The 24,623-nt window shown below is 70.0% G+C and carries 24 protein-coding genes and 3 tRNA genes; 11 read left to right on the top strand and 16 right to left on the bottom strand.

What is annotated here, in order from left to right:
• Positions 1 to 84: 84 nt before the first annotated feature.
• Entirely contained in the window at positions 85 to 588 is a 504-nt protein-coding gene (locus tag ABZ567_RS13755; RefSeq protein ID WP_360788286.1) for a MarR family winged helix-turn-helix transcriptional regulator, read from the top strand.
• 78 nt (positions 589 to 666) lie between these two features.
• Here the strand turns inward: ABZ567_RS13755 and ABZ567_RS13750 are convergent, their stop codons facing one another.
• The 3 genes from ABZ567_RS13750 to ABZ567_RS13740 form a co-directional block, all read right to left on the bottom strand.
• Positions 667 to 1,326: a response regulator transcription factor gene (locus tag ABZ567_RS13750; protein WP_360788283.1), complete on the bottom strand. Its 660-nt coding sequence runs from the start codon at positions 1,324 to 1,326 to the stop codon at positions 667 to 669.
• A gap of 37 nt (positions 1,327 to 1,363) precedes the next feature.
• Positions 1,364 to 3,154: a histidine kinase gene (locus tag ABZ567_RS13745; RefSeq protein WP_360788820.1), complete on the bottom strand. Its 1,791-nt coding sequence runs from the start codon at positions 3,152 to 3,154 to the stop codon at positions 1,364 to 1,366.
• 193 nt (positions 3,155 to 3,347) lie between these two features.
• A tRNA-Leu gene (locus tag ABZ567_RS13740) sits at positions 3,348 to 3,434 on the bottom strand.
• Positions 3,435 to 3,843: 409 nt separating this feature from the next.
• Here ABZ567_RS13740 and ABZ567_RS13735 point away from each other — a divergent pair.
• From ABZ567_RS13735 to pknB, 6 genes are all read left to right on the top strand, one after another.
• Entirely contained in the window at positions 3,844 to 4,719 is an 876-nt protein-coding gene (locus ABZ567_RS13735; RefSeq protein ID WP_360788280.1) for a DUF3662 and FHA domain-containing protein, read from the top strand.
• 10 nt (positions 4,720 to 4,729) lie between these two features.
• Positions 4,730 to 5,251, top strand: a complete 522-nt coding sequence (locus ABZ567_RS13730; RefSeq protein WP_360788277.1) for an FHA domain-containing protein — start codon at positions 4,730 to 4,732, stop codon at positions 5,249 to 5,251.
• Positions 5,252 to 5,430: 179 nt separating this feature from the next.
• On the top strand, positions 5,431 to 6,924 hold the full coding sequence (locus tag ABZ567_RS13725; protein WP_360788275.1) for a Stp1/IreP family PP2C-type Ser/Thr phosphatase: 1,494 nt from the start codon (positions 5,431 to 5,433) through the stop codon (positions 6,922 to 6,924).
• Positions 6,925 to 6,950: 26 nt separating this feature from the next.
• Positions 6,951 to 8,390 (top strand): FtsW/RodA/SpoVE family cell cycle protein, encoded by a 1,440-nt coding sequence (locus ABZ567_RS13720; RefSeq protein WP_360788272.1) that lies wholly within the window; start codon positions 6,951 to 6,953, stop codon positions 8,388 to 8,390.
• Positions 8,387 to 9,853 (top strand): penicillin-binding transpeptidase domain-containing protein, encoded by a 1,467-nt coding sequence (locus ABZ567_RS13715; RefSeq protein ID WP_360788269.1) that lies wholly within the window; start codon positions 8,387 to 8,389, stop codon positions 9,851 to 9,853. The genes ABZ567_RS13720 and ABZ567_RS13715 overlap by 4 nt, the downstream gene beginning before the upstream one ends.
• A 155-nt stretch (positions 9,854 to 10,008) precedes the next feature.
• Positions 10,009 to 12,042: a Stk1 family PASTA domain-containing Ser/Thr kinase gene (pknB, locus tag ABZ567_RS13710; protein ID WP_360788266.1), complete on the top strand. Its 2,034-nt coding sequence runs from the start codon at positions 10,009 to 10,011 to the stop codon at positions 12,040 to 12,042.
• Positions 12,043 to 12,160: 118 nt separating this feature from the next.
• On the opposite strand, the gene ABZ567_RS13705 is transcribed toward pknB, so the two are convergent.
• The 5 genes from ABZ567_RS13705 to ABZ567_RS13685 all read right to left on the bottom strand — a co-directional run bounded on the left by ABZ567_RS13705 (position 12,161) and on the right by ABZ567_RS13685 (position 15,817).
• Positions 12,161 to 12,835 (bottom strand): class E sortase, encoded by a 675-nt coding sequence (locus ABZ567_RS13705; protein ID WP_360788263.1) that lies wholly within the window; start codon positions 12,833 to 12,835, stop codon positions 12,161 to 12,163.
• Between the two features lie 37 nt (positions 12,836 to 12,872).
• A complete protein-coding gene (locus ABZ567_RS13700; protein WP_360788260.1) occupies positions 12,873 to 14,090 on the bottom strand; it encodes a class E sortase in 1,218 nt (405 codons plus the stop codon).
• Positions 14,087 to 14,725: an aminodeoxychorismate/anthranilate synthase component II gene (locus ABZ567_RS13695; protein WP_360788257.1), complete on the bottom strand. Its 639-nt coding sequence runs from the start codon at positions 14,723 to 14,725 to the stop codon at positions 14,087 to 14,089. The genes ABZ567_RS13700 and ABZ567_RS13695 overlap by 4 nt, the downstream gene beginning before the upstream one ends.
• Positions 14,722 to 14,883 carry a hypothetical protein gene (locus ABZ567_RS13690; RefSeq protein WP_024760376.1) on the bottom strand — a complete coding sequence of 54 codons (162 nt, stop codon included), beginning with the start codon at positions 14,881 to 14,883 and terminating at the stop codon, positions 14,722 to 14,724. Before ABZ567_RS13690 ends, ABZ567_RS13695 begins: the two co-directional genes overlap by 4 nt.
• 166 nt (positions 14,884 to 15,049) lie before the next feature.
• Complete coding sequence (locus ABZ567_RS13685) at positions 15,050 to 15,817, bottom strand: DUF881 domain-containing protein (RefSeq protein ID WP_360788253.1); 768 nt, start codon at positions 15,815 to 15,817, stop codon at positions 15,050 to 15,052.
• A gap of 140 nt (positions 15,818 to 15,957) precedes the next feature.
• Between ABZ567_RS13685 and crgA the strand changes: the two genes are divergently transcribed.
• Complete coding sequence (gene crgA / locus ABZ567_RS13680; RefSeq protein WP_360788250.1) at positions 15,958 to 16,212, top strand: cell division protein CrgA; 255 nt, start codon at positions 15,958 to 15,960, stop codon at positions 16,210 to 16,212.
• 304 nt (positions 16,213 to 16,516) lie between these two features.
• On the opposite strand, the gene ABZ567_RS13675 is transcribed toward crgA, so the two are convergent.
• A complete protein-coding gene (locus ABZ567_RS13675; RefSeq protein ID WP_360788247.1) occupies positions 16,517 to 17,401 on the bottom strand; it encodes a rhomboid family intramembrane serine protease in 885 nt (294 codons plus the stop codon).
• 22 nt (positions 17,402 to 17,423) lie between these two features.
• Positions 17,424 to 17,951 carry a peptidylprolyl isomerase gene (locus ABZ567_RS13670; protein ID WP_360788244.1) on the bottom strand — a complete coding sequence of 176 codons (528 nt, stop codon included), beginning with the start codon at positions 17,949 to 17,951 and terminating at the stop codon, positions 17,424 to 17,426.
• A 162-nt stretch (positions 17,952 to 18,113) separates the two neighbouring features.
• On the opposite strand from ABZ567_RS13670, the gene ABZ567_RS13665 reads away from it, so the two are divergent.
• A complete protein-coding gene (locus ABZ567_RS13665) occupies positions 18,114 to 18,824 on the top strand; it encodes a DUF5324 family protein (protein ID WP_360788241.1) in 711 nt (236 codons plus the stop codon).
• Positions 18,825 to 19,032: 208 nt separating this feature from the next.
• On the opposite strand, the gene ABZ567_RS13660 is transcribed toward ABZ567_RS13665, so the two are convergent.
• Together ABZ567_RS13660 and ABZ567_RS13655 are read right to left on the bottom strand one after the other, a co-directional pair.
• Positions 19,033 to 19,413, bottom strand: a complete 381-nt coding sequence (locus ABZ567_RS13660; RefSeq protein WP_360788238.1) for a DUF6344 domain-containing protein — start codon at positions 19,411 to 19,413, stop codon at positions 19,033 to 19,035.
• Positions 19,414 to 19,752: 339 nt separating this feature from the next.
• A tRNA-Ala gene (locus ABZ567_RS13655) sits at positions 19,753 to 19,825 on the bottom strand.
• Between the two features lie 129 nt (positions 19,826 to 19,954).
• On the opposite strand from ABZ567_RS13655, the gene ABZ567_RS13650 reads away from it, so the two are divergent.
• Together ABZ567_RS13650 and ABZ567_RS13645 are read left to right on the top strand one after the other, a co-directional pair.
• Positions 19,955 to 20,503, top strand: coding sequence for a DNA-binding protein (locus ABZ567_RS13650; RefSeq protein WP_360788235.1), 549 nt, complete (start codon positions 19,955 to 19,957; stop codon positions 20,501 to 20,503).
• 60 nt (positions 20,504 to 20,563) lie between these two features.
• Positions 20,564 to 21,961: a protein kinase gene (locus ABZ567_RS13645; RefSeq protein WP_360788232.1), complete on the top strand. Its 1,398-nt coding sequence runs from the start codon at positions 20,564 to 20,566 to the stop codon at positions 21,959 to 21,961.
• Between the two features lie 109 nt (positions 21,962 to 22,070).
• Here the strand turns inward: ABZ567_RS13645 and ABZ567_RS13640 are convergent, their stop codons facing one another.
• The 4 genes from ABZ567_RS13640 to ABZ567_RS13625 form a co-directional block, all read right to left on the bottom strand.
• A complete protein-coding gene (locus ABZ567_RS13640; protein ID WP_360788229.1) occupies positions 22,071 to 23,426 on the bottom strand; it encodes a hypothetical protein in 1,356 nt (451 codons plus the stop codon).
• Positions 23,427 to 23,530: 104 nt separating this feature from the next.
• A complete protein-coding gene (locus ABZ567_RS13635; protein ID WP_003958712.1) occupies positions 23,531 to 23,665 on the bottom strand; it encodes a DLW-39 family protein in 135 nt (44 codons plus the stop codon).
• A gap of 190 nt (positions 23,666 to 23,855) precedes the next feature.
• Positions 23,856 to 23,929 (bottom strand) — tRNA-Ile (locus tag ABZ567_RS13630).
• A gap of 98 nt (positions 23,930 to 24,027) precedes the next feature.
• Complete coding sequence (locus ABZ567_RS13625; protein WP_360788226.1) at positions 24,028 to 24,588, bottom strand: DUF3566 domain-containing protein; 561 nt, start codon at positions 24,586 to 24,588, stop codon at positions 24,028 to 24,030.
• Positions 24,589 to 24,623: the final 35 nt, after the last annotated feature.

The raw sequence follows: 24,623 nt of genomic DNA, 5'->3' as shown, positions 1-24,623 counted from the left end.
CTTTTACAACTAAAGACCCGTTGTACTATACAACCGAAAGGTCGTGGTGGGCCAACAGGGCCCATCCATCACGAGGGAGCCCCCATGACCGCCCCCAGGAACGGCGCCGCAGAGCCCGCCGCAGAGCCCCTACGCGAGGCGTCCGTGGACGTCATCCAGCGTGAGCTGACGGCCTTCGCGCGCCGAGCCCGCGCCGCCGCTGCCCGGGTCCACCCCGAGCTCCCGCTCGTCTCGTACACGCTCCTCGCCCACATCGAGGAACAGAGCGGCTGCCGCGCGACCGATCTCGCGGCCCACTACCTGCTGGACAAGTCGACGGTCAGCCGCCAGATCGCGGGCCTGGAGAAGCTCGGCCTCGTCGAGCGCCGCCCCGCACCCGACGACCACCGCGTGCACGTCCTGCACCCCACGGAGGCGGGCACCAGGGTGCTGACCTCGGCCCGTACGAGCCGGCGCGCGGCCTACCAGGAACGCCTCAAGGACTGGCAGCCCGAGGACCTCGCCCGCTTCGCCGCCTACCTGCTCCGCTACAACGCGGCCGACCCCACCGCCCCCCCGACCGACCTCCCCGACAGCCCCGCACACTGATCCCCCGGCGCCGCCGCCCCTCCACATCCACCTCCAGCACGAAAGCCAAAAGCCCAAGGCCGAAGGCCGAAGGCCCCCCTATAGCCCCGCGTCCCGCGCCAGCAGCGCCGCCTGTACCCGATTCTCGCAGTCCAGTTTGGCGAGGATCCGGCTCACATACGTCTTCACCGTGGCCTCGCTCATGTGCAGCCGCTTCCCCGCGTCCGCGTTGGAGAGGCCCTCCCCGAGCAGAGCCAGCACATCGCGCTCTTTCTCGCTCAACCCCGCGACCCTTCCCCGCGCCTGCTCCGCGCGGGCCGCCTCCCGCCCGGTGGCGAGCCGCTCCACCACATGACGGGTCGCCGCCGGAGACAGATACGCGTCACCCGCCGCGGCCGCCCGCACCGCCCGGATCAGCTCGGCGGGCGCCGTGTCCTTGAGCAGGAACCCGGCTCCCCCGTGCTCGAGCGCCCGCAGGACGTTCTCGCGCTCGCCGAACGTCGTCAGGACGATCACCCGGGCCTTCGGCGCCGTGCGGCGCAGCTCCGGCAGAGCCGAGAGGCCGTCGAGCACCGGCATCTGGATGTCGAGGAGCACCACGTCGGCGGCGTGCGCCCGAGCCGCTTCGACGGCCTGCCGCCCGTCGGCTGCCTCGCCGACGACTTCGATCTCCGGGTCCGAGGTGAGAATCATCCGGATCCCGGCCCTGATCAGAGGCTCGTCGTCGGCGATCACGACCCTGATCGGCTGCCCTGCCACTGCTGTCCCCCACGGCTTCGGTACGGGCGGATCGACGCTACCGCGCCTCGACCTCGTACGACTTCTTCTCGATCAGCTTGCCGTCCTTGAAACAGAACCGGAAGACAGGCTCCGTCTCGAAGGTCTCGCCCATCTCCGAGGACATCAGCACCAGGCAGCTGGCGCCCTCCGGTCTGTCGGGTCCCTTGGCGCTCAGACCCGCGGTGGCGATCGTGTCGCCCGAAGGAAGCTGGTCGCGTACCTCCTTCTCGGGCATCCCCACCTTCACCGCGTCGTACTGCTCGGGTTCGATCATCCCCTCCTTCAGCGACCCCATCAGGAAGTAGAGGCCGAATCCCCCCGCCACCATCAGCAGCACGAGCGCCGCGAACGCGATCCCGCAGCCCAGCGCTATCGAACCGCCCGTGCTTCTGCTCCTGCCCCCACGCATCGCCATGGCGAGCTCCCGCTCCGTGAACGTCCAGTCGGCCGGTCCGACCACGACCGGACGACCATCGCCGACCAGCGGCCTCGTGGTCTGCTGCCGGAAGTCGTCGGCCACATCGACCAAAGGCGCCCGTTCCGCGACGGGCGCCGCCCCGTACGGCAGCATCCCGGCCACCCGGAAGCCACCCCCGTCCGCCGGACCCGCGTGGCACATGCCGCCCACCAGGCGGGCCCGCTCGGCGAGCCCGTCCAGTCCCTGGCCGCCGCTCACCACGTCCTTGGCGGGCCCGTCCGTCGGCTGCTCGTTGAGGACTTCCACCACGAAGGTGTCCGGCTCGTAGCGCAGTTCGACGCCGATCGGGGCGCCCGGCGCGTGCTTGTAGGCGTTGGTCAGGGCCTCCTGCACAATCCGGTACGCGGCGTGGTCGGCGGCCGGCGCCAGTGTCCGCTCCTCCCCCGACCGTCGCAGCCCGACCGCGGTGCCGGACGCCCGCGCCGCCTCCACCAGGCCCTCGATGCCCGCGATCCCCCGCGCTGCCCGCCCCGTCTCGTCCCCGGCCCGCCCGAGGACCAAGGTCGTCCCGTCGACGGCCTCGACGCCGTCGCGGAGTATCCCGACGACCTCCCTCAGCTCGTGCATCGCGGTCACCGACGCGTTCCGCAGGACCCCGACCACCTCGCGCTGCCGCTCGCTCAGCTCCCGGTCCACCTCAAGGGCTCCCGTGTGCACGGCGATGAGGGCCAACTGGTGCCCGAGACTGTCGTGCATGTCCTGGGCGATCCGCTGCCGCTCACGCAACCGGGCCTGCCAGGCCACCATCGTCCGCTCCCGCACCAGCTGGGCGTTCCGCTCCTGGAGGGCGTGCAGCAGGGTCCGTCGCTGGGTCCAGTAACGGTGGGCGAGCCCGGGGGCCAGCGTGGTGCCCAGGTAGTAGAGGGTTGCCGTGAGGGCGATGGCGAGCAGCCGCTGCCGGTCCCAGGGCCCGATGAGGCTCCCCCCGACGTTCAGGACGAAGGCGGCGATGTACGCGGCGAGCGCCCGCCCGGCGCCCGCGACGTACCGCCCGGACGACCAGCCGACGACGAGCAGCAGCGGCCCGAAGCCCGGTACGAAGGGTGTGAGCCCGGCGGTCAGGACGAGGACGCCCGCGGGCAGTCTGCGCCGCACCAGCGACAGCACGGCGGAGCCGGCGGCCACCCAGACCACCCGCCACCCTTCGCCGCCCAGCAGGTCCTCGGTCCCGGCGCCGAGCAGCGCGACGACCGCGGCGAGCGCCACCTCACCGGTGGTCCTGCGCCCCGACCACTGCCCCGGCACCGCGAACCAGGCCCACCCGGCGGCGAGCACGGCCCTGCCCCCGGCTCCGGCCCCGTACGAACTCCGGGCCCCCGACTTCGACATGAGATCCACGCTCGCACCGTAGGCCGCGGCCCGGCGCCCGGGCGTCTCTCTTTCGTCTCGTCCGCCGACGACCAAAGTCGCAGCCGACCACCACCAGTGCCCGCCCCCGGGGGGAAAGGGGAGCATGGGAAGGCTCACACGCATGACAACAACGCGGAAGCCCCGTAGGTCGATGACCTACGGGGCTTCCGTCTGGTGCGCGAGGGGGGAGTTGAACCCCCACGCCCTTTCGGGCACTGGAACCTGAATCCAGCGCGTCTGCCTATTCCGCCACCCGCGCATTGGGTGTGCTCCGGGCTCTCTCACTTGTCGTGCGAGCGCCTGGCGACATCAGAAGATTAGCACGTCGCAGACCGTGGATTCACATCCGTTGTTTCGCCTCCGCTCGGGGAGACCAAGGTGAGGAAGGGGTAGGAGCACGGAAGCGGGAAGGAGGCAGAGGAGAGCAGAGGGATAGAGAGGGTTAGGAGGGGGAGGAAGGGGACGGACCGCCCCGAAGCCCGGACCGAGCCCCCGTTTCCACAGCCGGGTGCGGGACACTGTCCACAGGCCACCTCTACGATCCGTGGGGAAAGCCTGTGAGAGGTGACACTCGTCCACAGGGCAGAGAAGGGGAACCAGCCGATTTCCCGACGCGTGGATACGATCAGTAAGCAGTACCAGGACGACAACGACGGAGGAGGTGCCCCATGGGAGTCCTGAAGCGTTTCGAGCAGCGTCTCGAAGGTCTGGTCAACGGCACCTTCGCCAAGGTCTTCAAGTCCGAGGTCCAGCCGGTCGAGATCGCCGGCGCGCTCCAGCGTGAGTGCGACAACAACGCGCAGATCTGGAACCGCGAGCGGACCGTCGTCCCCAACGACTTCATCGTGGAGCTGAGCACCCCGGACTACGACCGGCTCAGCCCCTACTCGGGCCAGCTCGGCGACGAGCTCGCCAGCCTGGTCAGGGACTACGCGAAGCAGCAGCGGTACACCTTCATGGGCCCGATCAAGGTCCACCTGGAGAAGGCCGACGACCTCGACACCGGCCTGTACCGCGTCCGCAGCCGCACTCTGGCGTCGAGTACGTCACAGTCGCAGCCGCCCGCGGGCGGACCGTCTCATCAGCAGCAGAGCCCGGCACAGGGCGGTCGCGGCGGCTACGGGTACCCCCCGGCCGGCGCCCCGCCCATGCCCGCCTCCCCGCCTCCCGGCGCCCCCGGCCAGCGGCCCACGGCCGCCGCGGGACGCCCCACGGGCGGGCCCGGCCCCATGCCGGGCCCCGGCACCCACGGCGGAGCGGGCTCCCCGCGCCGCTGGATCGAGATCAACGGCACCCGCCATCAGATCTCCCGCCCGACCCTGGTCCTCGGCCGCAGCACCGACGCGGACGTGAGGATCGACGATCCCGGCGTCTCCCGCCGGCACTGCGAGATCCGGACCGGAACGCCCTCGACGATCCAGGATCTGGGATCCACCAACGGCATCGTGGTGGACGGGCAGCACACCACCCGCGCTACGCTCCGCGACGGCTCGCGGATCGTCGTGGGCAGCACCACCATCGTTTACCGGCAAGCCGAAGGGTGAAGCGGGGGCAATGTCAGAGCTGACCCTTACGGTCATGCGGTTGGGTTTCCTGGCCGTTCTGTGGCTGTTCGTCATCGTGGCCGTCCAGGTCATCCGTAGCGACCTCTTCGGTACGCGGGTGACCCAGCGCGGTTCACGGCGCCAGGAGGCGCGACCCCAGCAGCAGGCGCGGCAGGCCGCCGCGCCTCCGCAGCAGCGCGGCCAGCAGAGCACGGGCGGTGGGCGGCAGCGCCGCGGCGCCCCGACCAAACTGGTCGTCTCCGAGGGCACCCTCACCGGCACGACCGTCGCCCTCCAGGGCCAGACGATCACGCTGGGCAGGGCGCACGATTCGACGATCGTGCTGGACGACGACTACGCGTCCAGCAGGCACGCCAGGATCTACCCGGACCGGGACGGCCAGTGGATCGTCGAGGATCTCGGGTCCACCAACGGCACGTATCTCGACCGGACCCGCCTCACCACCGCCACACCGATTCCGCTGGGCGCGCCGATCCGCATCGGCAAGACCGTCATCGAGCTGCGGAAGTAGTGCGACATCATGAATAGGCGCGAGCGGAGCGAGCGAGACGGGACGGTCCCCGCCACAGGCCGTGCCGCGCTCCCGACCGGAGCGAGCGAGGCGACCGGCGTGACCGGAGCGACCGGAGGGTGGGCAGTGTGGGTCGAGACCGGCTGTACCCCGATGCAGCGGCGACAGGGCAGGTGCACATGAGTCTGTCCCTGCGATTCGCCGCGGGCTCGCACAAGGGCATGATCCGCGAGGGCAACGAGGACTCGGGCTACGCCGGTCCCCGGCTGCTCGCCATCGCCGACGGCATGGGCGGACAGGCGGCCGGCGAGGTCGCCTCCTCGGAGGTGATCTCCACCCTCGTCACGCTCGACGACGACGTCCCTGGCTCCGACATCCTCACCTCGCTCGGTACGGCGGTGCAGCGCGCCAACGACCAGCTCAGGATGATGGTCGAGGAGGACCCGCAGCTGGAGGGCATGGGCACCACGCTCACCGCCCTCCTGTGGACCGGCCAGCGGCTCGGTCTCGTGCACGTCGGTGACTCGCGCGCCTATCTGCTCCGCGACGGCGTCCTCACCCAGATCACCCAGGACCACACCTGGGTCCAGCGGCTCGTCGACGAGGGCCGGATCACCGAGGAAGAAGCCACCACCCACCCGCAGCGCTCGCTCCTCATGCGTGCGCTCGGCAGCGGCGACCACGTCGAACCCGATCTCTCCATCCGTGAGGTCCGGGCCGGCGACCGCTATCTGATCTGCTCCGACGGCCTGTCCGGCGTGGTCTCGCACCAGACGCTCGAGGACACCCTCGCCAGCTACCAGGGCCCGCAGGAGACCGTGCAGGAGCTGATCCAGCTCGCCCTGCGCGGCGGCGGCCCCGACAACATCACAGTGATCGTCGCCGACGTCCTCGACGTCGACGGCGGCGACACCCTCGCCGGTCACCTCAGCGACACCCCGGTCATCGTGGGCGCGGTCGCCGAGAACCAGGCCGCCCAGCTGAACGACGGCGGGGCGATGCAGACCCCGGCCGGCCGCGCCTCCGGTCTCGGCCGCACCACCGCGCACCAGCAGCCGCCCGCCGGCGGCTTCGGACCTCCCGGCAGCGGCGACGACCACGGCTACGGAGGCATGCCCCCGCAGGGCTCCTTCGAGTCGTACACGGACGACGACTTCGTGAAGCCGCGCACCGGCCGCAAGTGGCTCAAGCGATCCTTCCTCCTCGTCCTCGCCCTGGCGGTCGTCGGCGGCGGGCTCTACGGCGGCTGGCGCTGGACGCAGACGCAGTACTTCGTCGGCTCCAAGGACCAGCACGTCGCGCTGTACCAGGGCATCAGCCAGGACCTGGCCTGGGTCTCGCTCTCGAAGGTCGAGAAGGACCACCCCGAGATCGAACTCAAGTACCTTCCCGCCTACCAGCGGAAGCAGGTCGAGGACACCATCGCGGGCGGCAGCCTCGGCAAGGCCCGGACGAAGATCGCCGAGCTGGCGGCGCAGGCCACGGCCTGCAAGAAGTCCGAGCAGCGCCGCGAGGCCGCCGAGAAGGCCGCCGACCAGGCGAGCAAGCCGCCGACCGAGAAGCCCGGCGACGCCGCCACCCCTGACCCCAAGCCCACCACAGCCGCTCCGTCCCCGGGTCCCACCCTCACCGCGGAGGAGCAGAAGCTGGCCTCGAACTGCGGCAAGCAGTAAGCACCCGTAGGGGGCCTTTCACCACCATGAGCGTTGTCACCAACACGACCACCATCGGCGCGATCGAGGCGCCGAGCCGCCGCAACACCGAGCTGGCGCTGCTCGCCTTCGCCGTCGTCATCCCGGTGTTCGCGTACCTCAACGTGGGCCTGGCCATCGACGGCAAGGTCCCTGCCGGCATGCTCGGGTACGGGCTCGGGCTCGCACTGCTCGCGGGCGTCGCCCACCTCGTGGTGCGCAAGTGGGCCCCGTACTCGGACCCGCTGCTGCTGCCCCTCGCCACCCTGCTGAACGGCATGGGCCTGGTGCTGATCTGGCGGCTGGACCAGTCGCCGCGGCTGATCGCGACGTCGATGGCCCGGTTCAAGAGCTTCAGCCCCGACGCACCGAGCCAGATGATGTACTCGGCGATCGGCATCGCCATGTTCGTGGGTGTCCTGCTGCTGCTGAAGGACCACCGCGTCCTCCAGCGCTACACGTACATCTCCATGGTGGTGTCCCTCATCCTGCTGCTCCTGCCGCTGGTCCCCGGCCTGGGCGCGGATGTCTTCGGCGCCAAGATCTGGATCCGTATCGGCGGCTTCTCGATCCAGCCCGGTGAGTTCGCCAAACTGGTCCTGGCGGTGTTCTTCTCCGGCTACCTGATGGTCAAGCGGGACGCCCTGGCCCTGGCCAGCCGCCGCTTCATGGGGCTCTACCTGCCCCGCGGCCGCGACCTCGGACCGATCCTGATGATCTGGGCGGTCAGCCTCCTCATCCTGGTCTTCGAGAACGACCTCGGTACCTCTCTGCTGTTCTTCGGCATGTTCGTGATCATGCTGTACGTGGCGACCGAGCGGACGAGCTGGATCGTCATGGGTCTGCTGATGGCCGCCGGCGGCGCCGTGGTGGTCAGCTCCTTCGCCAGCCACGTCCAGTCCCGTGTGGCGGCCTGGCTCGACCCCTTCGAGTGCCTGAAGACGGCCACCGACCCGAACATGCTCAATGCCTGTGACCAGATGACCCAGGTGCTGATGTCCTTCGGCTCGGGCGGAATCCTCGGCACCGGCCTCGGCCAGGGCAACTCCGATCTCATCAGCTTCGCCGCCAACTCCGACTTCATCTTCGCCACCGTCGGCGAGGAACTCGGGCTGACCGGTGTGATGGTCTTCCTGCTCCTCTACGGGCTGATCATCGAGCGCGGTGTCCGCACCGCCCTCGCCGCCCGTGACCCCTTCGGCAAGCTGCTCGCGATGGGCCTCTCCGGCGCCTTCGCGCTTCAGATCTTCGTCGTCGCCGGCGGCGTGATGGGCCTCATCCCGCTGACCGGTATGACGATGCCGTTCCTCGCGTACGGCGGATCCTCCGTGATCGCCAACTGGGCTCTGATCGGCATCCTCATCAGGATCAGCGACACCGCGCGCCGTCCGGCGCCCGCGCCCGCCCCGAACCCCGACGCCGAGATGACCCAGGTGGTCCGTCCGTGAACAAGCCGCTGCGCCGGGTCGCGATCTTCTGCGGCCTGCTCATCCTCGCCCTGCTCGTGCGCGACAACTGGCTCCAGTACGTCCGTGCCGACGAGCTCAACACCCACCCCAAGAACACTCGTGTCCGTATCGAGCGGTACGCGAACGAGCGCGGCAACATCATCGTCGACGCCAAGCCGATCACCGGCTCCGTCGACTCCCAGGACCCGTACTACAAGTACAAGCGCACCTACGTCGACGGCCCCATGTGGGCCCCGGTCACCGGCTATGCCTCGCAGGCCTACGACGCCAACCAGATCGAGAAGATCGAGGACGGCATCCTCACCGGCAACGACGACCGGCTGTTCTTCGACCGCACGCTCGCCATGTTCACCGGCGAGAAGAAGAAGGGCGGCGACGTCGTCACCACCCTCAGCGGTGCCGCCCAGAAGGCCGCCTTCGAGGGCCTCGGGAGCAAGACCGGCGCCGTCGTCGCCATCGAGCCGAAGACCGGCAAGATCCTGGCGATGGCGTCCACACCCTCCTACGACCCCGCCTCCTTCGCCGGCTACTCCTCCAAGGACGAGAAGGCCTGGGTGGCGCTGGAGAAGAACAAGAACAAGCCGAAGCTCAACCGGGCGATCCGCGAGATCTACCCGCCCGGTTCCGTCTTCAAGGTCGTCACCGCCGCCGCGGCGCTGGAGAACGGCAAGGTCACCGACATCAACGCGGCGACCGACACCCCCGACGGCTGGAAGATCCCGCTCTCCACCAAGGAGATGGTCAACCACGCCAAGGGCTGTGCCAACGCCAGCCTGAAGCGTGCCCTGGAAATCTCCTGCAACTCGGTCTTCGCGAAGCTCGGCGACGACGTCGGCCGGGACAAGATGGTCGAGATGGCCGAGAAGTTCGGATTCAACGCCGAGCAGTTCACCCCGGTCCGCTCCTCCGCCTCCGTCTACGACAAGAAGGCCGACCGCGGCGGCAACGCGCTCTCCTCCATCGGTCAGTTCAACACCGCGACGACCCCGCTCCAGATGGCGATGGTCACGGCGGCGATCGCCAACGACGGCAAGCTGATGAAGCCGTACATGATCGACCAGCTGCGCGCTCCGAACCTCGACATCCTCAAGCAGAACGAGCCGGAGGAGATGAGCCAGCCGGTCTCGCCGCAGAACGCCCAGCTGCTCCAGCAGATGATGGAGAGCGTCGTCACCGACGGCACCGGCGGCAAGGCCGACCTGAACATGGCCGGTGTGAAGGTCGGCGGCAAGACGGGTACGGCCCAGCACGGCGACAAGAACGCCAAGCGTCCGTACGCCTGGTTCATCTCGTACGCGAAGACCGCCGAGGGCTCCCCGGTCGCGGTCGCCGTCATCGTCGAGGACTCCGCGGGCACCGACCGCGAGGACATCAGCGGTGGCGGTCTGGCCGCCCCCATCGCGAAGGCCGTCATGAAGGCGGTCGTGAAGAGCCGCGGCTGACGTCTCGGCCCCGTACGTGCCAGGTACCGGTCAGGTATCAGCTACCGGCCCCGGGCGGAAGGTCTCCGCGGGGCCGGTAGCGTATGCGCGAACAGCACACACCGCCGGACCACCCATGGGTGCGGTCGGGACAGACGGAGAGGGCTGGATTAGCTATGGAAGAGCCGCGTCGCCTCGGCGGCCGGTACGAGCTGGGCTCGGTGCTCGGCCGTGGTGGCATGGCCGAGGTGTACATCGCCCAGGACACCCGGCTCGGCCGCACCGTCGCTGTGAAGACGCTGCGCGCCGACCTGGCCCGCGACCCGTCCTTCCAGGCCCGGTTCCGCCGTGAGGCACAGTCCGCCGCCTCGCTGAACCACCCGGCGATCGTCGCGGTCTACGACACCGGCGAGGACTACGTCGACGGGGTCTCCATCCCGTACATCGTGATGGAGTACGTCGACGGATCGACCCTGCGTGAGCTGCTGCACTCCGGACGCAAGCTTCTGCCCGAGCGCACCCTCGAGATGACGGTCGGCATCCTCCAGGCGCTGGAGTACTCGCACCGCGCCGGGATCGTGCACCGTGACATCAAGCCGGCGAACGTCATGCTGACGCGCACCGGCCAGGTCAAGGTCATGGACTTCGGCATCGCGCGCGCCATGGGCGACGCGGGCATGACGATGACGCAGACCGCCGCGGTGATCGGCACGGCCCAGTACCTCTCCCCGGAGCAGGCCAAGGGCGAGCAGGTCGACGCCCGCTCCGACCTGTACTCCGCGGGCTGCCTCCTCTACGAGCTCCTCACCGTACGGCCTCCCTTCATCGGTGACTCCCCGGTCGCCGTCGCGTACCAGCACGTCCGCGAGGAGCCGCAGGCGCCGAGCAACTTCGACGCCGAGATCACGCCCGAGATGGACGCCATCGTCCTCAAGGCCCTGGTCAAGGACCCCGACTACCGCTACCAGTCCGCCGACGAGATGCGCGCGGACATCGAGGCCTGCCTCGACGGGCAGCCGGTCGCGGCCGCCGCGGCGATGGGCATGGGGATGGGCATGGGCGCCCCCTCGTACGGCGGGGGCTACGGCTACCCGCCGGAGGACCAGCCGACCACGGCGCTGCGCCAGGCGGATCCGGCCGGCCAGACCTCGATGATGCCCCCGGTCAACGCGGACGACGGCGGCTACGGCTACGACGACCGCCCGGACCGCAGACGCGGCAGCCAGAAGAAGTCGAACACCTCGACGATCCTGCTGGTCCTCGCGGGCATCCTGGTGCTCGTCGGCGCGATCTTCATCGGTGTCTCGCTGCTCGACAAGGAGGACGGCCCCCGCCAGGTCACCGTTCCGCAGCTGGTCGGTCAGACCGTGCAGGCGGCGACGGGTCTCGCGGCCAACGCCGGGGTGAAGATGCAACAGGCGGGCACCGAGCGCTGCGACCAGCCCAAGGACTCCATCTGCCGCCAGACCCCGGTGGCGGACGGCTCCACGCAGATGGAGACCGACGGCACGATCCAGGTGTACGTCTCCGAGGGCGCCCCCCTCATCGAGGTCCCGGACGTGGTCGAGCAGTCGCAGGAGCGCGCCGAGCAGACCCTGAAGGACAAGGGTTTCAAGGTCAAGGTCGAGCAGGAGGAGTCCGACGAGGACCCCGGCACGGTCATTCGCACGAACCCGCAGAACGGCACCAAGGCGGAGACGAACTCCGAGGTGACGATCACCGTCGCCAAGCAGAAGCTGAAGACCGTTCCCCCGGTCGTCGGCAACCAGTTCCCCCAGGCCGAGCAGCAGTTGAAGGCGCTCGGGTTCGTCGTGGTCACCGAGTACGTGGACTCCGAGAAGCCCAAGGACGAGGTCCTCGAGCAGACCCCGAACGGCAACGCGTCCGCGGCGGAGGGCGCCGAGGTCAAGCTGCGTATCTCCAAGGGCCCGCAGCAGCCGGCCCAGGTCCAGATCCCGGCCGACATCGCCACCAAGCCGTTCAAGGACGTCAAGGCGCAGCTGGAGGGCCTGGGCCTGGTGGTCCAGCAGCAGGGCTCCGACAAGGAGGACGCCATGGTGGTCGGTTCGAACCCGCAGGCGGGCTCGATGGTCAACGCCGGCGAGACGGTCACCCTCTACACGGTCGGCGGCGGGGGCGACCCGGGCGGAAACGGCAACAACGGGGACAACGGCGGGGACAACGACGGCGGCGGCGGCCTCTTCGGCTGAGCCGCACGACCTAGCCCCGCACGCCTGAGCCCCGCACGACGGAGCACGCGTACCGACGCGGGGAGAGCCCCGGCATCCAGAGGATGCCGGGGCTCTCCCCGTATCGCCTCGCCTCAGTTCAGTTCAGCTCCGCCGGCGGCGTCCGGTCGCGGTCGACCTTCTCCGTACGCTCCAGCTCACCCCAGACGATGTACCGGTAGTCGGAGGTGTACATGGGGGTGCAGGTGGTCAGGGTGATGAAGCGGCCGGGCTTGGTCCTGCCGGATTCCCTCGGCACGGGCTGGAGGACGTCCACGTTGTACTTCGTGGTCTCCGGCAGGGACTTGTAGACCTTGTAGACGTACCAGGTGTCCTTCGACTCGAAGACGATCGTGTCCCCGGTCTTCAACTTGTGGATGTTGTGGAACTTGGCCCCGTGCCCGTCCCGGTGGGCGGCGAGCGTGAAGTTGCCCTGCTTGTCCTGCGGGAGCGCGGACTTGATCGGGTCGGTGTAGTAACCGGCGACACCGTTGTTGAGGATGTCGCTTCCGGTGCCCCGCTTGACCAGGATCTCGTCGTCGCCCATGGCCGGGACGTGCAGGAAGCCGATGCCGTCCCTCGTGTCGAGCGCCCCCGGGCCGCCGGCCCAGCGGTCACGGACCTGGGCGCCGTCCTGGTCGGCGGCGCGGTCGGCGAGGACGTTGGTCCACCACAGGGAGTAGACGACGAAGAGGCCGAGCACCACGCCCGCCGTGATGAGGAGTTCACCGAAGAGGCTGATGATCCCGGCGATCCGATTACGCACGCGTGCCACTAGGTCGTCCCGTCGTCCCGTCCGGAGGTGTGGGGGCTCAGCCTACGAGCGCTTCGGGCTTTCCCTTGCTGCGCGGTCGTTCCTCGACCAGCTTGCCCCACACGATCATCCGGTACGTGCTGGTGAACTCGGGCGTGCAGGTGGTCAGCGTGATGTACCGGCCGGGCTCGGTGAAGCCCGAGCCCTTCGGCACCGGGTCGATCACGGCGACGTTCGAGGGCGCGGTCTGCGGCAGGATGCTCGCCATCTCGTAGGTGTAGTAGGCGTCCTGGGTCTCGACGACGATCGGGTCCCCGGGGTTGAGCCGGTTGACGTACCGGAACGGTTCGCCGTGTGTGTTGCGGTGGCCGGCGACCGCGAAGTTGCCCTGCTTGTCGGACGGCATGGCCGTCTTGAGCGTGCCCTCGGCGTAGTGGCCGACCATGCCCTTGTCGAGGACCTTGGTCTTGTCGATGCCCTCGGCGACGGGGACGACGACATCGAGCTTGGGGATGTACATGATGGCGAAGCCCTCGCCCGGCTCGAAGGCCTCCGGCTTGCTCTCGCCCTTGGCCCAGGTGTCCTCGATCTGCTCCTTGGCCTGGTCGGTCTCCTGTCCCGCCAGGACGTTCGTCCACCAGAGCTGGTAGGTGACGAAGAGCAGCATCACGACGCCGAAGGTGATGAAGAGCTCCCCGACGGCCCGGCTCGCGATGACGCCGAAGCTGTCCTTGGCGGCGCGGGCGGCGCGCCGGGCCTCGACGCGGGAGAGCGGGGCCGGAGGCCGGGCGGCGGGGGAGGTGCCCGGCGGGCCACCACGCCCCTTGCCCCGGCCACCGCCCTTGGCGGCGCGGCGGCGTTCGGCCCGGCCGGGGCCGGGAAGGGGCTCCACGGCCCGTAGGGGCCTCGTCTCGTCGGGAGAGGCCTGCGGGGGCCTCTCCACCTCCTGCGGCTCGTACGGGGCCACGTAGGGGTCCGCCTGCCCGTAAGGCGTGGCGGCCCGCCCGTGGGCCGGTTCCTCCCCGTAAGGGGCGGGATCCTGTCCGTACGGGGCTGCGGGCTGCCCGTACGCGACGGTGGGCTGTCCGTACGCCGGGTCCTGCCCGTACGGGGCGGGGTCCTGCCCGTACACCTCGGTGCCCTGCGCGTACGCCGGGTCCTGCCCGTATGGGGCGGCTTCCCCGAACGGCGGCGGCGACGGGATCCCGTACGGGTCCGCAGGTATCGGCTCGGGTCCCGGCTCGTCCTGCCGGGGCCATGGGGAGCCCGCCGTCACGCGACGGCCTTGCCCACCACCGGCGCGAGCCCCGCCGACCGTCCGACCGCCCCCTTGTCGCCGCACTGCTCCAGCCAGTTGGCGAGCATCAGGTGGCCGTGCTCGGTGAGGACCGACTCGGGGTGGAACTGGACGCCCTCGACGGGCAGGTCGCGGTGGCGCAGGCCCATGATGATGCCGTCCTCGGTCCGCGCGGTGACCTCGAGCTCGGCCGGCAGGGCGGTGGGCTCGGCGGCCAGCGAGTGGTAGCGGGTCGCGGTGAACGGCGAGGGCAGACCGGCGAAGACGCCCCGGCCCTCGTGTGTGACGGGGGAGGTCTTGCCGTGCAGCAGCTCGGGGGCGCGGTTGACGACGCCGCCGTACGCCACGGCCATCGACTGCATGCCGAGGCAGACGCCGAAGACGGGCACGCCGGTGGCCGCGCAGTGGCGGACCATCTCGATGCAAACCCCGGCCTCCTCGGGCGTGCCCGGCCCGGGGGAGAGCAGGACGCCGTCGAAGCCGTCCTGGGCGTGGCTCAGCTCGACCTCGTCGTTGCGGAGGACTTCGCACTCGGCGCCGAGCTGGTAGAGGTACTGAACGAGATTGAAGACGAAGCTGTCGTAGTTGTCGACGACGAGAATTCGCGCGCTCACTGGCCGTCCACCGTCACATCGTTGAACGGAAGCAGAGGCTCCGCCCAGGGGAACACGTACTGGAAGAGGGCGTAGACGACCGCGAGGACCAGCACGATCGAGATCAGCGCCCGCACCCACGCGTTGCCCGGCAGATGCCGCCAGATCCAGCCGTACATGACGTCGACCGCCCCTTCCGTTCGTTACGGGGACCAGAGTACGGGGCGAGGGGCCCGCGGGGGGTCAGCCGGCCAAAGCCTGTGGACGACCGTCGGCGACCGGCCGGGTGGCGTCGAGGCGCGCCCGGACACGAGTCGCAGCCCTCCCCGAGCCGCCCTCCCGCTGTCAGCTCACCGGCTTCGCGTGGTGGAGGTCGACTGTGCCCGAGTAGCCGGGAAGGGTCACCGCCCTGTGGTCGTCGACTTTCCAGCCGAGCCCGTACGCCTTCACGTACAGCTGGTAGTTCTGGATAGCCGGGGACCCGGCGAGCGCCCTGCTCAGCTTTCCCCGGTCACCGACGGCCGTGATCTTGTACGGGGGCGAGTAGACGCGGCCCTGGAGGATCAGGGTGTTGCCGACGCAGCGCACGGCGCTGGTGGAGATCAGCCGCTGGTCCATGACCCGGATGCCTTCGGCGCCTCCCTGCCACAGGGCGTTGACGACGGCTTGGAGGTCCTGCTGGTGGATGACGAGGTCGTTGGCCTGCGGCTCGGGGTAGCCGGGGGCGGCCTGGGCGTTCGGCGGGGCGTCGTCGAGGGTGACGGTGAGTCCTGAGCCGGAGACCTCGGTGGTGCCCGCCGACGCCTCCAGCGCGTCGAGTCGCTCGTCCTCCTCACGGGTGGATCCGTCGTCGCGGGCTGCGAGAGAATCGACCTGGGAGCGGAGGGCGGCGGTGGACTCGTCGAGGCCGGCGTTCTTGTGGCTGCGCTCCTCGATCAGGTCGGACAGCCGCAGAAGGGAGGCGTCCGTGCGGATGTTGGTGCCCTTGGCGGTGTTGAAGCTCGTGACGAAGATCAGTCCGGCGAGGGCGAAAACGGCGAGGGTGAGCACCCGGACGGGGCGCCACCTCGCGGTGCGGCCCGCACGTTCGGGAGTGCCGGCGGAATTGCTCAACGTACCCTGATCCCCTTCGGTGCCGCGGAACCACTACGCTAACGGACGCCCGGGGGACGCAGTCGTCCTCCTTCGTCACATCCCGGCGCCAGCCACAGTTCCCTGCGCGGTCACGCAGCGCATCGACAGGAGAGTCCCTCGTGCCGAAGTCACGGATCCGCAAGAAGGCCGACTTCACGCCTCCGCCCGCCAAGCAGGCCACCAGTATCAAGCTGACCAACCGCAGCTGGGTGGCGCCTGTGATGCTGGCACTGTTCGCCATCGGTCTGGTGTGGATCGTGGTCTTCTACGTCACCGACGGCTCGATGCCGCTCGAGTCGATCCGGAACTGGAACATCGTGGTGGGCTTCGGCTTCATCGCGGCCGGCTTCGGTGTCTCCACGCAGTGGAAGTAGCGGGGCCCATGCCTGGGCGGAGGGCGCTCGTCAAGCTCTGCCCTGAACTTATCCACAGCGTTGTGCACAGCACTGGATAACTTACGAAGATCTGTGGATAACTCGCACGAGGTTGACGCCGGTATGATCGGAATCACCCTCGCGAAAGCCTGGAGCGCCCCTCGCCTCCCTGGAGAAACACCAGGTCAGAGGCGAGGGGTGCGGCCTTTCCCCACACAGTGCCCAGGAGTGGCCACGGACTGTGGATAACTCTGGGGAAAGCTCTCAGAAGCTCACCTCAGTGCTCGTCCACAGCTCTGTTCGCTCAGGTGAGCGCGGTCGAGCGGGCGAGCACGATCCCCAGGTCGATCAGGAGCACCAGTCCGCAGGCGCCGTACTGCACCAGGTCCCGACGGACCCGAGGCGCGTGCACGAGTGCGTACGTCACCAGGGCTCCCGCGACCAGACCACCGACGTGGGCCTCCCAGGAGATCCCCGGACGGGTGAACGTCATGAGCAGCGACAGGGCCACGAAGAGGACCACCGGCCTCATGTCGTGACGGCGCCGACGGGCCAGCACCACCCAGGCGCCGATCAGTCCGTAGACCACGCCGGAGGCGCCGAGCGACGGCTGGTTCGGTTCCGCGACGAGATAGGCGAGCGCGGAGCCGGAGAGACCGGAGAGCAGACACAGGGCCGCGTACCGGATCCGGCCCAGCTCGGGTTCGACGATCCCGCCGATCACCCACAGGCCCAGCACGTTGAAGAGGATGTGCCAGACCTCCTGGTGGAGGACGGTCGAGGTCAGCAGCCGGTAGTACTCGCCGTCCGCGACCCCGACGACCTCGCCGAGCCCCGGGCTGAAGGCGTAGCCGATGAGCACGAGCTCGTCGACGAGCCGGTCGCCGAAGACCAGGACCGCGAGGTAGACCGCGAGGTTGATCCCGATGAGGACCTTGGTGACGAGACGGTCGTCGGCCGCCACCTTGCCGCCCGCGAGCGTCCTCGGCTGGTTGGCGTCGGCGGCGTGTCCGGTCCCCGAGCCGTCACGTACGCAGTCGGGGCACTGGAAACCGACGGAGGCGGAGACCATGCACCGGGTGCAGATCGGCTTGTCGCAACGGGTGCAGCGGATGCCGGTCTCGGCCTCCGGGTGGCGGTAGCAGCGCGGCGGGCCGGCGGGCGGGTCCGTGGAAGGTCGCGGGTCCATGGAGGTTGCGTCCCTTCCCTTCTCAGCGCTTCTCGATCACCACGGACTCGATGACCACATCCTGAAGCGGTCGCTCGGTGTGCGGATCGGTCGCGGTGGTCGCGATCGCGTCCACGACCTTCCTGCTCTCCTTGTCCACTACCTCGCCGAAGATCGTGTGCTTGCGGTTCAGCCAGGTCGCGGGGGCGACGGTGACGAAGAACTGCGAGCCGTTGGTGCCCGGCCCGGCGTTGGCCATGGCCAGCAGATAGGGGCGGTCGAAGAGGAGCTCCGGATGGAACTCGTCGGCGAAGGCGTAGCCCGGGTCGCCGGTGCCGTCCCCGAGCGGGTCGCCGCCCTGGATCATGAAGTCCTTGATGACCCGGTGGAAGACCGTGCCGTCGTAGAGCGGGTCCGAGGAGACCGTGCCTGTCGCGGGGTGCGTCCACTCGCGCTCGCCCGAGGCGAGTTCGACGAAGTTCCGGACCGTCTTGGGGGCGTGGAACGGCATCAGCCGCACCTCGATGTCACCCAGGCTGGTCTTGAGGATCGCGTACAGCTGCTCGGCCACGGTCGCCTTCCGTCCACGTCGTGTCACGTCTGTTCTTGGCGCCTTCGATCCTCGCATGCCCCCGTATGCGCGCCCCACATGCCGGACCTGGCCCCGACGGGCATGATTCGAAAAAGGATGGAAAGGCGAATTACGACATCGCCACCGAGGAGGAGGAATCCTGTGACCCGCATGGACAGCGTGCGCGCCGCGACAGGTTCGGCGAAGGAGAGCGTCGTGCACGCCGCGGAAGTGGTGGCGCCGTACGCCGACACGGCGAGGGACCAGGCCGCGCACTACGCGCACGAGGCGCGCGTGCTGCTCGCGCCGAAGGTCTCGAAGGCCGCTCGAAAGGCCCGAGCGCAGGCCCGTGCGCAGTACGACTCGTACGTCGCACCGCATGTCCCGCCGCAGGTCGACGCGGCCGCACATCGTGCGGCGGTCAAGACCCGCAGGGCCGCCCGCCAGGCGGCCGACTACACCGTTCCGCGCGTCGAGTACGCGGTCGCCGCGACCGGTCCCGTCATCGAGGAGGCCGGGTCACGTTCCACTGCTGCCTGGGCCGCGCTGCGTGGCCAGGTGACGCCGAGGGAAATCCAGAAGATCGTGAGGAAGCACGAGCGCCGGGCCAGGGCCGGTCGCCTCGCCAAGGGCCTGGTGGTCCTGGGCGTTGTCGCCGGCGGCGCGTACGCCGCCTGGAAGTGGTGGGACAAGCAGGCCAATCCCGACTGGCTGGTCGAACCGCCCGCTCCCACCGAGGTGGACGAGGACGCCGTACTGGCGTCGGTCGACGGCAGTGAGGCTTCCCTCGACCCGGAGGTGGAGGCCAAGGAGACCGAAGCGGAAGCCGCGGCCGCGGCCGAGAAGGCCGCCGAAAGGGACAAGCACAGCTGATCTGACCGGGGTCCTGCCGAGTCCAGCTGAGGTCTGGCGGGTCTGCCGGGGTCCAGCTGAGGTCCGGCGGGTCCTGCTCAGTCCTGCTGGGGTGGCGGGGTTGCTGCAGGGTCCTGCCGAAGTCTGGTGGTGTGCAGCTGAGTCCTGTGGGACAACGCCGGTTCCTGCGAGGATGTGCGGGGAGTACGGGTGATCGTCTCCCCGCGCCCTACACCGCAGAGGTGAGCGCCGGCTCCGTCAGCGCGGCCGGCTCGTCGCGCTCGGCCGGGGTGGTCGAGGAACGGTGCCGCGAGGACGGAGACGATCCGTGCGCCTCGGCGGCGATGCGCTGCTTGATGGTGGGCGGCAGGGAGCGGTCCCCGGCGACCGGCCGGCGGTGGGCGCGTGGTGCGGGTACGGACGCGAGCGCGGCTCGCTCCCGGGCGACGGGCACGGTGGCGGAGGAAGCGGGGGCGGCCGGCTCCTCGGGCTGCTGGACGGCGGGCTGCTGCGCCGCGGCGGCGGTGCCCGCCAGGCCGACGGAGGCGAGCAGGGCGAAGAGGACGGAGATGAAGGCGGTCCAGAACTGCTTGACCTTGGCGGTGGCCATGACCCCTCACTTTCGTGACGTTCCCGGATGGTTCATTTCGGTTTGCGCGCTTTACGTACTTTCCTCATGATGTGGATGCGCTTCCGAATTCCGTGGAACGTCGCCGCCGTCGCGCAGTTCTTCCGATGAACACCACCCGTCCGGACCAGTACGGGGCCTCTGAGCTGCTCGTGCTTGAGCGGATCCACCGCATGCGCCGGTGCGCACCCGCTACCGGTGAGCGGGCAGAAGCGGAGCGCTGAGCAGAGCGTCCGGGAGACCTGGCGACCTGGCGGGACCACCACGCACGACAGCCCCCCGTTCCCACGTTCCCGTGGGTCAGGAGGGCTGTGCGAGGAGTGGAGCCTAGGGGAGTCGAACCCCTGACATCTGCCATGCAAAGACAGCGCTCTACCAACTGAGCTAAGGCCCCGGAACGAGAACAGCGTACCGGGTCATCCCCCATGTCCTGCAAAAAGATGGGGACTCCCGGTCCGCGACCACTCTCCGTAAGATGCTGCCCGAGGTTCGCAGTGGCGAACCGCAGGGATGGGGAGACGTAATGGACGCAGCGCAGCAGGAAGCCACGGCCAGAGCCAGAGAGCTTCAGCGCAGTTGGTACGGAGAGCCGTTGGGGGCGCTCTTCCGTCGGCTGATCGACGATCTCGGGCTCAACCAGGCCAGGCTGGCGGCCGTGCTCGGGCTCTCCGCGCCCATGCTGTCCCAGCTGATGAGCGGCCAGCGCGCGAAGATCGGCAACCCGGCCGTCGTCCAGCGTGTCCAGGCCCTCCAGGAACTCGCCGTGCAGGTCGCCGACGGCAGTGTCAGCGCCGCCGAGGCCACCGACCGGATGGACGAGGTCAAGAAGTCGCAGGGCGGCTCCGTCCTCACCAGCACGGGCCAGCCCAGCACCGGCCCCGGCGCTCCGACCGTGCGCCGGGTGGTCCGCGAGATCCAGTCCCTTCTGCGCTCCGTAGCGGCGGCGGGCGACATCATCGACGCCGCGGACTCCCTCGCCCCCGCCCACCCGGAACTGGCAGAGTTCCTCCGGGTGTACGGGGCCGGGCGCACCGCGGACGCGGTCGCCCACTACGAGTCGCACCAGAACTGACGCGGGCGGCAGCCGGCCGGCATCGCCGAGAGACGACCAACGGGGAGCGGACGCAGCACGATGGGTGAGGTCTTCGCTGGCCGGTATGAGCTGGTCGACCCGATCGGGCGGGGCGGGGCGGGCGCGGTGTGGCGTGCCTGGGACCACCGTCGCCGCCGGTATGTGGCGGCCAAGGTGCTTCTGCAGAGCGACGCGCACACCTTGCTCCGCTTCGTCCGCGAGCAGGCGCTGCGGATCGATCATCCGCACGTCCTCGCTCCGGCCAGCTGGGCCGCCGACGACGACAAGGTCCTGTTCACCATGGACCTGGTCGCCGGCGGCTCCCTGGCCCACGTCATCGGCGACTACGGCCCGCTCCCGCCCCGGTTCGTCTGCATCCTGCTCGACCAGCTGCTCTCCGGCCTGGCCACGGTGCACGCCGAGGGGGTCGTCCACCGGGACATCAAGCCCGCCAACATCCTGATGGACGTCACCGGCACCGGTCGGCCCCATCTGCGACTCTCCGACTTCGGCATCTCCATGCGCAAGGGCGAGCCGCGCCTCACCGAGACCGACTACGTCGTGGGCACGCCCGGATACTTCGCCCCCGAGCAGCTCCTCGGCGCCGAGCCGGACTTCACCGCGGACCTCTTCGCCGTCGGCCTGGTCGCCCTCTATCTGCTCCAGGGCCGCAGGCCGGACTCGCAGGCTCTGGTCGCGCACTTCCTCACGCACGGCACTCCCAGCGCCCCCCAGGGCATCCCGGAGCCCCTGTGGCAGGTGCTCGCCGGGCTGCTCCAGCCCGATCCGCAGGTCCGCTTCCGGACGGCCACGGGGGCGCGCAAGGCGCTGTCCGCCGCCGTCGAGATGCTTCCCGAGCCGCCCACGGACGAGCAGCCGGTCGAGATCTTCGACCAGCTCGGCCCCCTGCCGTCCGGCTTCGGCCCTCAGGGGCCCACGAGCCCCGAAGGTCGCACCGGGCCCAAGGCCGCCGTCGGCGCCCCCGTCACACCCCCGCGGGCCGCCGAGGACGCCTCCGCCGCCCCCGAGGCCGTACAGGCGCTGGTTCCCACCCCCGTACCGCCCCAGCAGCAGCCCCCACAGCCGCAGTACCAGCCCCCACACCTCGTCGCACCTCACCCCGCCGCGCCCCCCGCGACCGCGCCGCTGCCCGGTCCCTCCGAGACGGGCAGCTTCCACCTGACCCCGCCGGTCGTCCATCCGGCCCCCTCCTTCGCACAGGCCCCCCTGGCCGCGGCGCCGTACGGACCGGCCCCTACTCATCCATACACCGCTCGCCCCGATCAGGTTCCCGGGCAGCACCTGGCACCGGCGTACACCGCACCCGCCCCGGGCGCGGGGCACGCCTCCCCCGCGCCCGTACGACGACCGGGACCGCCCCTGAAGGTGGCGATCCCGGTCCTCCTGCTCGCGCTCGCGTGCTTCGCGGTCGGCTTCTGGGCACTCGCCCAGACCTGAGCCCTCACCCAGACCTGGGCCGTCTCCATACCCGCGCCCTCACCCAGGCCCTGGGCCGTCCCCCAACCCGAGCCCTCGTCCAGACCTGAGCCACCCCCGCGCCCGAGCCCTACGCGGCCCGCCGTCGCGCCAGCACGGTCCACGCGCCGAGGCCGAGCAGCAGCACCGTCCCGCTGCCGATGCCGGCCGCCGCGACGACGCGCATCGAGCCGTCCCGCTCCGCCGCCCGCGCCCCGCCGATGCCGTTCGCGGCGGCCTCCCTGTCGTCGGCGGTCACCGTGAACGGTCCGGGGTCACCGTCGTACCCCGGTCCGGGCTTCGCACTGCCCCGCAGGGAGACCCGCAGCGTCAGCGGCACCGGTCCGGACCCGTACTCCTCCGCGATCTCCGGGCTGAGCGTGGCCGACAGGTAGTACCAGCCGGCGAACCGCATGCCGCTGGTCGCGTCCTGGTACGAGACGCGGTTCTCGTGGGCCACCGGCCGCAGCGCGTCGAGCGCCAGGGTCGAGGGCTTCCCGACGTAGCTCGCGGTGTTCTCGTCGACGTGCCCGAGCGCAGGGTTCTCCAGGGAGAGGACGAGGGCGTTGCCGATGTACTCGTCGCCTGCGGCGCTGCTGCCGAGTTCGGCGCTGACGAAGAGCTGCTGCCCCCAGTCGACGGGGACCCGGTAGAAGAGCGTCTGCCCCGGCCGGATGTCGGACCGCCACTCGCCCTGCTCCAGCGACGTGGCGTCGTGGACGCCCGCGCCGCCCTGGCGCTTCCTCGGACCACCCGCGGGGGGCGCGGGGGTGCCGGAGGCCCAGACCTCGGGAAGCTCCGTCGGCCCGGCCTTCCTGAGGGGTGGCTCGGCGGCGTACCTGATCTCGAGTTCCCAGTCGTCCGGGCTCGAGGTCGGCTTGGACTCCCGCTCGACCAGCACGTAGTAGGCGCCCGGTCGCCGGCAGATGGAGCTGTCCGCGTCGACGATCCGTCGGGCGTACGCGGCGAGGGGGCGGGGGTACTCGGCCGACGAGAAGTCGACCTGCTGGTAGCCGCAGTCGATGCCGGAGCTGTCCTGCATGCTGATCTTGACGCCGTCCCCGTGGTCGACCTTGCCGCCGGGCGTCGGGACGGCGACCACGGACACGTACGCGTTCCGCCTGTCGTCGAGGTCGACCCGGTAGTAGACCTTGCCGTTCTTCCTGAGCGTGTCGCGGTAGGTCTGCCCGGTCCGCAGCTGCGCCGCGTCCGCGCTCGAAGCCGCTCCCTCGACCTGCTGGGCCGTGCTGTTGAACGTGTACGGCGGAAGCCCGCCCCCGACGCCGCCGGCGCCCTCGGCCTCAACCGCCTGGCCGGGCAGCGCCGTAGCACCCCGACCGGGCGTCGCCGCGAACGCCTGACCGGGGAGCGCCGCCACCGCGCCGATCGCCGCGACCGCCGTGATCAGAACCCCCGCCCTCCGGCCGATGCCGACCCGCGTCCTCACCCGCTTCTCCTCTTCACTCAAGCAAGTCGCCGCTTCGCTCAGGCAAAGCGAAGCCCCGGCCCGCTCACGCGCGGCCGGGGCTTCACCCACAGACGGTCTTCGTCTCACACACCCGAACCTGCGGGCACGGAGTCGGTCGCCTCCGTCCACAGGTCCTGCTCGGCGCGATCCGCCTGGATCTGGCGGTACACGAGGAGCCCGCCGATGGCGGCCAGTGCGACCAGGAGCAGCTTCTTCACCGCGCGACCTCGTCTTTCGTTGACGTAGGAGACTTCTGACGCCCACTCTACACATCGACCGATACCAATCGGTGATCTGTACGAGCTTCAGATCCTCCCGCGTTCAAACCCCTCCCGCGTTCAAACCCTCCCCGCCCCCCGGAAAACAGATCGACCCGGACGGAGGAACCGTCCGGGTCGATCGATGCTGTGGGGCTAACAGGATTTGAACCTGTGGCCTCATCCTTATCAGGGATGCGCTCTAACCAACTGAGCTATAGCCCCGCCGCGCTGTGCGGTGTGTGTCCCGCGCGCTGACTCCTGAAGATTAGCGCACGTGGGGGCCAGTCCCAAAATCCGTTGTCGGACCGGCCCCGCGCGTCCTACTCGTCCTCGGCGAGCGTCAGCTCGACACCGCCCACGAAGCCGGCCGACAGGTTGTAGATGAACGCGCCCAGGGTCGCCAGGGCGGTCATCAGGACCACGTCGATCACGGCGATCACCGAGGTGAACATCAGCACCCGCGGCAGCGACAGGAACGACTGCAGGTCGAAACCGTTGGACTCGTTCGAGCCCGTGGCCTCGCTGATCGTGCCGCCGACCGTGGAGAAGACGCCCATGGCGTCCATGACCATCCACAGCACGGCCGCCGCGACGACCGTGCAGATGCCCAGTGCGATGGAGAGCAGGAAGCTCACCTTCATCACCGACCACGGATCGGCCTTGGCCACCCGCAGCCGTGCCTTGCGCGTCCGGGGCGTCGTGCGCGCACCCGTCCGCGGTCGGCGCACGGCCGCGGTACCCGCCTGGCCGCCCGGCGCCGGAGCACCGTACGCCTGCGGCGGGTGGTACGGCCCGCCCGGCTGCTGCGCTCCCGCGCGCTCGCCGGGCAGCGGCCCGTTGTAGGTCTCGTACGAGGGCTGCTGCCCCCGATTGTCCGTCACCGCAACCCCCTGGGAGTCCGTGGCGGAGCCACGGG

The sequence above is a fragment of the Streptomyces sp. NPDC016459 genome, from assembly GCF_040632845.1.
Taxonomy (GTDB): domain Bacteria; phylum Actinomycetota; class Actinomycetes; order Streptomycetales; family Streptomycetaceae; genus Streptomyces.
The sequence above is the reverse complement of the archived record's forward strand: the minus strand, read 5'-3'. Positions and strand labels throughout refer to the sequence as shown.